Source organism: Bacillota bacterium, from assembly GCA_013314855.1.
In the GTDB taxonomy this organism is placed as follows: Bacteria; Bacillota; Clostridia; order Acetivibrionales; family DUMC01; genus Ch48.
Genome location: JABUEW010000168.1, coordinates 1 through 6,854, shown reverse-complemented (window position 1 = coordinate 6,854; position 6,854 = coordinate 1). Strand labels below are relative to the sequence as shown.

Below are 6,854 nucleotides of genomic sequence, written 5' to 3'. Positions count from 1 at the left end.
ACCTCTACCATGTCAAGGTAGCGCTCTCCCAACTGAGCTATCGCCCCGAATATGGAGCGGGTAACGGGAATCGAACCCGCACCGCCGGCTTGGGAAGCCGGTGCTCTGCCATTGAGCTATACCCGCAACTCCAATCTATATTATAACTTTTTGGCAAGCTATAATCAATACTTTTAAAAGTATAGTTCACTTGGTTCACTTGGTTCTTATTAACATTTCTTTGTTTCCAAATATTCCCACAATGTTCTTTCCACATCGGATATGTGTTCATCCATAACTCTCGCGGCTTCTTCGAATTTTCTATCGCGAACGCATTCATATATTTTTTTATGATACTTCAACGATCTGGGTCTTAATCCCTCTATTTGCGATACCGCTCTTTGAACATCGGTCAATAGTTCTCTTACAGTTGAAAGGGTTTGAAACAAAATTTCGTTTTCAGCCGCCTCTGAAATGGTTACATGGAATTTGACATCTTCCCTTATGAAGGTTTCTAAATCGTCAAAATACTTTTCCATTTTAATAACCGAATCCTCCAAGATGGATATCATTTCCTGCGTTGCTCTTTTAGCGGCAAGCTTCGCCAGCTGTGATTCTATGATTTTTCGCGCCTCGATCAGCTGCACGAAATCATTGGTTTCCAGCATGAAATTCAATTTGGTATTCAAGATGTCACTAAAATATTGCGATGTGTTTTCATTCAAATAGGTTCCATCCCCGGGTCTTATTGATAAAACCCCGGCAAGGGCCAATGCCCTAAGGGCTTCCCGGACACAAGCGCGGCTAACGCAAAGCTGTTCTGCCAATTCCCTTTCTCCCGGCAATTTATCTCCCGGTTTTAGTTCCCCGTTTGCGATTAATTCCCTGATTGAATGGATGATTTCCTCTGCCAATGTTTTTCTCTTCAATGGTTTTAACATCACAGTCCTCCCCAAAACGAAGAAGGTTAAAATTTTGTTAAACAATCTGACATGAATAGTATATATTCAACAGAAAGTTATTTCAACAATTTCTTCAATTTTCCTACATATTGTAAAAGCCCACAAACAGCCTGGTCTATGCCTTTAAAGGCGCGGCAACCAGGCCACCCACAGCCTTCCATAATGGTTTATGGTTGATATTGATATCATACTGGCTTGCAAGCAGGCGGCAAGACCTATTGCGGGAAGGCCATTGATGACAGATATCATCCAATGGCCTTCAACAAAACTAGCCCACAACTTTTTCTACGATTTCCTTAAATTCATCTTCGGTTAACAGCCTTGATATCTCATAGGCTTTTTCCTTTACCTTCTGTACGATCTCCTGCATTTGGACTTCGGTTGCGGTTTTGCCTATTTTCTCAAGCCATTCTTCCACGTTCGGCATTCCGCTGTGTTTGCCCATTACCAGTCTGGGAGCCCTCTGGCCGATCAATTCTGGCAAATACGGTGAAACTTCCAAGGGATAGTCGTTCTTAACGTTCTGATACCATGCTGATACTATCCCTGATTCGATATCGAAAACACTTTCGCCGTAGATACCCTGGTTCTGCTTGATATTTAATCCGGAAATATCCTTTACGTATTTTGCTAGTTCAAAAATCGTACCGTAATCTAGTCCAAGGTCTACACCGTACATTGTGAGCAGTGTCAGGACTACTTCTTCATAGGAGGCGTTTCCTGCCCTCTCGCCGGTACCCATAATGGTGGTGTGGGCAACGTCGGCTCCGGCTGCCAGCGCAAGCACGGTATTGGCCGCACCCATGCCGAAATCATCATGGAAATGCACTTCCACGGGTTTATTTATTCTTTCTTTTACTTTCCTGATCAGGTTGGGTATTGCCGATGGAGCAAGACCACCCATGGTATCTACGATAGCCAGGGCATCCATATGGCCTTCTGTTGCTACTTTTTCGATGAGGGTTAATACCCAGTTCATTTCCGCACGGCTCATGTCAATGGGGAAGAATACGGTATAGAGACCGAACTCTTTCGCCAGTTGAGTGGCTTCGATGGAAAGCTCAATAGCTTTTTCCAGCGGCCATCTGTAGGCATATTTTATTATGTGCTCACTGGAGGGTATCTCTACTACAATACCCTTTACTCCACAATCCGCGGCCCTCTTTACGTCCTCTTTCATGCATCGGGCAAAGGCGAATACTTCAGGCCCGAGGTTTCTTTTTACTATTTCTTTTATAGCTGCTTCATCTTGATCTGATACAGCTGGCATTCCAGCTTCGATCCTGTGGATGCCCACCTCTGCCAGTTTTTCTGCAATGGCTATTTTTTGGTCTTTATTGAATATCAATCCTGCCTGCTGTTCTCCGTCCCTTAAAGTAACGTCATGGAGCTTTATCTTTTTTGCAAAGTCAAAGTCTTTTGTTACTTCCTCTGCAAAGTTCCAGGGACTTGTAAACCATTTTTCTGTTTTCCAAGGTGTTGCTGACATTTATGTTACCTCCTTAAATTTTTTTATTTCCAATGAGCTTTGCTCACTGCTTACTCAAAGTATTTTCTGTTGACGAAGTTCTTTGGTGTACCGCCCTTCAATGCTCTAACCACTTCGGTAAAGGCTAGCCTCCTCAAGTTGTCCGATGAAGCCTCGCTGTAAAAGGCCGCATGCGGGGTGAGGATTACATTTTCAAGACTTAGCAAGGGGTTATCCTTTTGGAGTGGTTCTTCCTCCAACACGTCCAATGCAGCACCGGCTATCTTTTTATCTCTTAACGCCTCATACAGGGCCTGTGTATCCACAAGAGGGCCCCTGGCGGTATTTACGAGGTATGCTGTGGGTTTCATCAATGCTATGGTTTCCCTGTTTATCATATGATAGGTGGCATCTACCAACGGTGCATGAATGGATACTACATCCGAATCCTTTAAAAGCTCTTCCAGCGTTAACATCTTTACATCAAGCTCATCGGCAACTTCCTGGCTCACAAAGGGGTCGTACGCCACTACTTTAAATCCAAAGGCCTGGGCTTTCCTGGCAGCCTGTTTTGGGATGTTGCCAAAGCCTACAAGTCCAAAGGTCTGCCCCCTTAATCCAAAAATAGGTTTTGCAATGTTGAGATTCCATTCGCCCGATTTTACCGCTTTATCAAGCTGGAAAATTTTTCTTTCCAGAGCCAGTGCCAGGGTCAAGGCATGGTCCGAAACTTCGTCCCAACAGTAATCGGGGACGTTTGCCACATAAATTTTCTTTTCCGAAGCCGCTTGCATGTCGATGTTATTCACGCCTATGCCACATCGTACTATTATCTTGCATTTTTCCAGCTTCTCAATAATGTTGCGGGTGATTTCCGCATAGACGGTCACCAGGGCATCGGCGTCTTTAGCTATTTCCAGGATCGCTTCCTCGCCGCCGTCTTTAGCAAGAATTAGTTCTGCATTGATTTCCTTCAATATCTCTTCCTCTATGCTGAAATCCGGGAAGATGGTATCAGCCATCGCCACTTTGTATGTCATGTTATTACCCCCTTGGTAGTTTATTTAATTATGGTACCGTTATAGTTGTCTAGTGGTTATACCATTCCTTTAAAAAAATTATTGCCAGCTCATTTCCCCATTAGCAAATCCGGCAGGAAAGTCGTAATGGCCGGTACAAAAGCAAGCAAAAACATACCTATAATCAAGGTTATCAAGAACGGAATAACCTTTTTCGATATCTGGCCCATTTTAACATCCGCTATTCCGCAGGTTGCAAACAATGCTATTCCAACGGGAGGTGTCGCCATGCCTATGGCCAAAGCTATTACTGTAACAACGCCGAACTGCACCATATTTATACCCATGTTTTGAACTATGGGAGCCAGAATGGGCACCACTAAAAGTATTATGGCGGCGGTTTCCATAAATGTTCCCAGTATCAGGTACAGAACCAGTATCAATACATAGATGACATTTGGGTTATTGGAAATGGAAAGTATTGCATTGGATACCATGGCCGGAACCTGCTGGGCTGTCATTATCCATCCGAAGGGGTTGGCAGCGGCTATTAACAGCATTATCATGGCCGAGCTTACAGACGCCTTGTAAAATATAGGTACAAGATCATGGAGGGTAAGCTCGCGATAGATGAAGAAACCTACTATCAGCCCGTATACCACGGCAATGGCTGCGGATTCGGTAGGCGTAAATATGCCCGTCATTATGCCTCCCAGGATGATGATAGGCATTAAAAGGGCCCATATAGAATCGACAAACGCCCTCCATATTTCCCCTATCGAATGCTTGCGCTCGGTGGGATAATTCAGCTTTGAAGCCATTATAAAATTCATTCCGATGAGCATGGCCGAAAGAACCAGCCCGGGAATTATTCCTCCTATCAAAAGCTTTCCTATAGAAACGTTTGCCGTAACGCCGAAAAGTACCATAGTAATGCTTGGGGGAATGATAACGCCCAAACAGCCGGCAGCCGCTACAACGGCGGCAGCATAGCTTCTGTCATAGCCTCTCTTTTCCATTTCCGGAATGGTTAGACCTCCTACAGCAGCAGCGGTAGCCGGGGTCGAACCGGATATGGCGGCAAAAAATGTGCACGCAAGTATGGATACTGCTGCCAACCCCCCTCTTATATGGCCGACCAGTGTACTGGCCAAGTGAACTATCCTTTTTGACACGCCGCCTTTTTCCATCACGGCGCCGGCCAGCATAAAGAAGGGTATGGCTAAAAGCGGAAAGGAATTTGCTCCTGCCACCATTCTCTGGGGTATTAGACTCAAGGAAAGATTGCCGGAATACATCAGAGAAGCCATAGATGCTATCCCCAGTGAAAAGCCTATGGGTACATTAAAAGCAAAGCATAGTACTAATACTACAAGCAAAACCGTAAGCAAACCTAACCCTCCTTTGCATTTCTAAGCATCGCAATAACTTCAAACAGCGAATAAACAATTATCATTGCACCCATGACGGGTACCGAGATATACACATAACTCATAGGAATTCCCAGGGCCGGAGAGGGCTGGTTGTGGGTCATAACAACCACCGGCCATCCAAAGTATGCAAGGGTCGCGCCAAAAATTGAAATAACCAAATAGACCAGAATATTTACTACCTTTTGTACGGGTTTTGGGAAGATGTTCACTAAGGCATCTATGCCTATATGAACGTGCTCCTTTATTCCGACGGCTGCCGCAACAAAACTGACCCAAATAAATAGGAATCGAACCATCTCCTCCGACCAGAAAGGAGCTGACTTAAATACATATCTCATAACAACCTGATAGAATGTAAGGGCTGTTATTACCATCATCAAAACCGCCAAAAAATATTGCAAGATTCGGTTAATGCCGTAATACAATCCTGCCTTTTTCTGCCGTATCATCTCACCCCTCCTTTTTCACAGATACGGGAGGTATTTATACCTCCCGCAAATTATTTGACATTTAATACCTCTTCGATCAATGCTTTGCCTGCGGCTTCATCACCATTGCCAATCTTACCGTAGAATTTCTTATAGACCTTTTCTTTTGCTATTTGCATGAAGGGCTCCTTTTCCACCTCATTTACCTGCATGCCTGCTTCTTTCAGCTTGCCAAGCATATTGGCGCTATATTTGGCCAATTCTTCTCTTTGTACTCTGCATGCTTCTTTAGCAGCGTCAGCCACTACTCCCTGAAGTTCGGAAGAAAGAGCATTATAGAAATTCTCCGAGATTATATACTGCCTAGGATAGTAAAAATGCTCGCTTAAAGAAAGGTAGTCCTGTACCTCGTAAAACTTCTGGCTGTCTATTAGGTCCAACGGGTTTTCCTGGCCGTCGACGGTACCCTGCTGCAAAGCCGTATAAACCTCGCCAAAGGCCATGGGAACGGCTGTAGCGCCAAAGGCATTGATAGTATCGATCATGACTTCGCTTTCCATAACCCTTATTTTCAAGCCCTTCATATCATCGGGTGTGTTAATGGGACGCTTATTATTGGTGAAGTATCTAAATCCTCCATCGTTATACGCCAGCAGCCTTATGCCCTTTTCAAGATACATATTTGCTATCTTCTGTCCAACAGAACCGTCTAAAACCTTATGGGCATGGTCTAGGTCCCTAAACAGGTAGGGCAAATCCCAAAGCATAGCAGCGGGAACAAATCTGCCCATAGGCCCGTTTTCTACATCGCCCATTTCAATGGTTCCCATCTGTACGCCTTCTACTATGGTACGGGCATCACCCAACTGTCCGGCAGGATATATTTCTACTTTCAACTGTCCGTTTGAATTCTTTTCAACCAGCTCTTTAAATTTGTTTGCGGCAACATTCATCGGATGCTCCGGTATGCTGGGTCCATTATGAGCAAATTTGATTACTGTCGCACTGCTGCTTCCACTGTTCTTGTTGTCGGTTGCATCTCCCTTCTTAGAGGCACAGCCTGCCACAATAAGCGTTAGGGTGATGAGCAGGATGAGCGGTAAGATAAAACGTCTTTTTAACATAATACACCTCCATGAATTTAAAATATTGATAAGACCAACAAGTATTATATTGTCAAAACATTTCATTGGTTTAATGGTATATTGGTCTTACCTTTTATTTATTATACCACTTCGACATAAAATTTAAAATTCCTTTAAAACAAAAAAAATTTTATAAAAAACATCAAGAAACAGCAAGCACAATATTGGGATAGCTATCCGCTGGACTCTTTAATCTTTTTCTTTTCATCTTGCAATAAAGTTTCAAAAATATATTTGACAGTCTGATGGTTTTTGATGCATAATTTTAAAAGGAAATTGAATATTTCAATTTTTGTATCTTCGGGGCAGGGTGAAATTCCCTACCGGCGGTAAAGCCCGCGAGTTGCCTTGGCAATTGACCCGGTGAGATTCCGGAGCCGACAGTTACAGTCTGGATGGGAGAAGATACGAGGATGCCTG

At 43.9% G+C, this 6,854-nt stretch carries 6 protein-coding genes, 1 tRNA gene and 1 riboswitch; all 7 genes read right to left on the bottom strand.

Features of this window, described 5'->3' with window-relative positions; all coding sequences use genetic code 11:
- Positions 1-52 precede the first annotated feature (52 nt).
- Positions 53-126 (bottom strand) — tRNA-Gly (locus HPY74_18910).
- Positions 127-209: 83 nt separating this feature from the next.
- Positions 210-920 (bottom strand): FadR family transcriptional regulator, encoded by a 711-nt coding sequence (locus HPY74_18905; protein NSW92683.1) that lies wholly within the window; start codon positions 918-920, stop codon positions 210-212.
- 289 nt (positions 921-1,209) lie between these two features.
- Positions 1,210-2,430 (bottom strand): pyruvate carboxyltransferase, encoded by a 1,221-nt coding sequence (locus HPY74_18900; GenBank protein NSW92682.1) that lies wholly within the window; start codon positions 2,428-2,430, stop codon positions 1,210-1,212.
- A gap of 50 nt (positions 2,431-2,480) precedes the next feature.
- Complete coding sequence (locus tag HPY74_18895; GenBank protein NSW92681.1) at positions 2,481-3,449, bottom strand: C-terminal binding protein; 969 nt, start codon at positions 3,447-3,449, stop codon at positions 2,481-2,483.
- 89 nt (positions 3,450-3,538) lie between these two features.
- Complete coding sequence (locus HPY74_18890; protein NSW92680.1) at positions 3,539-4,819, bottom strand: TRAP transporter large permease; 1,281 nt, start codon at positions 4,817-4,819, stop codon at positions 3,539-3,541.
- A gap of 2 nt (positions 4,820-4,821) precedes the next feature.
- Positions 4,822-5,310: a TRAP transporter small permease gene (locus HPY74_18885; GenBank protein NSW92679.1), complete on the bottom strand. Its 489-nt coding sequence runs from the start codon at positions 5,308-5,310 to the stop codon at positions 4,822-4,824.
- Between the two features lie 50 nt (positions 5,311-5,360).
- The gene (locus tag HPY74_18880) at positions 5,361-6,413 is read right to left on the bottom strand and encodes a DctP family TRAP transporter solute-binding subunit (protein NSW92678.1); all 1,053 of its coding nucleotides are present in this window, start codon (positions 6,411-6,413) and stop codon (positions 5,361-5,363) included.
- A 313-nt stretch (positions 6,414-6,726) separates the two neighbouring features.
- Positions 6,727-6,845, top strand: a riboswitch (FMN riboswitch).
- The last annotated feature ends 9 nt before the right edge of the window (positions 6,846-6,854 follow it).

Coding starts and splice junctions, on each gene's coding strand:
- HPY74_18895 (NSW92681.1), bottom strand. CDS start 3,449: ATGACATACAAAGTGGCGATGGCTGATACCATCTTCCCGGATTTCAGC.
- HPY74_18885 (NSW92679.1), bottom strand. CDS start 5,310: ATGATACGGCAGAAAAAGGCAGGATTGTATTACGGCATTAACCGAATC.
- HPY74_18900 (NSW92682.1), bottom strand. CDS start 2,430: ATGTCAGCAACACCTTGGAAAACAGAAAAATGGTTTACAAGTCCCTGG.
- HPY74_18905 (NSW92683.1), bottom strand. CDS start 920: ATGTTAAAACCATTGAAGAGAAAAACATTGGCAGAGGAAATCATCCAT.
- HPY74_18880 (NSW92678.1), bottom strand. CDS start 6,413: ATGTTAAAAAGACGTTTTATCTTACCGCTCATCCTGCTCATCACCCTA.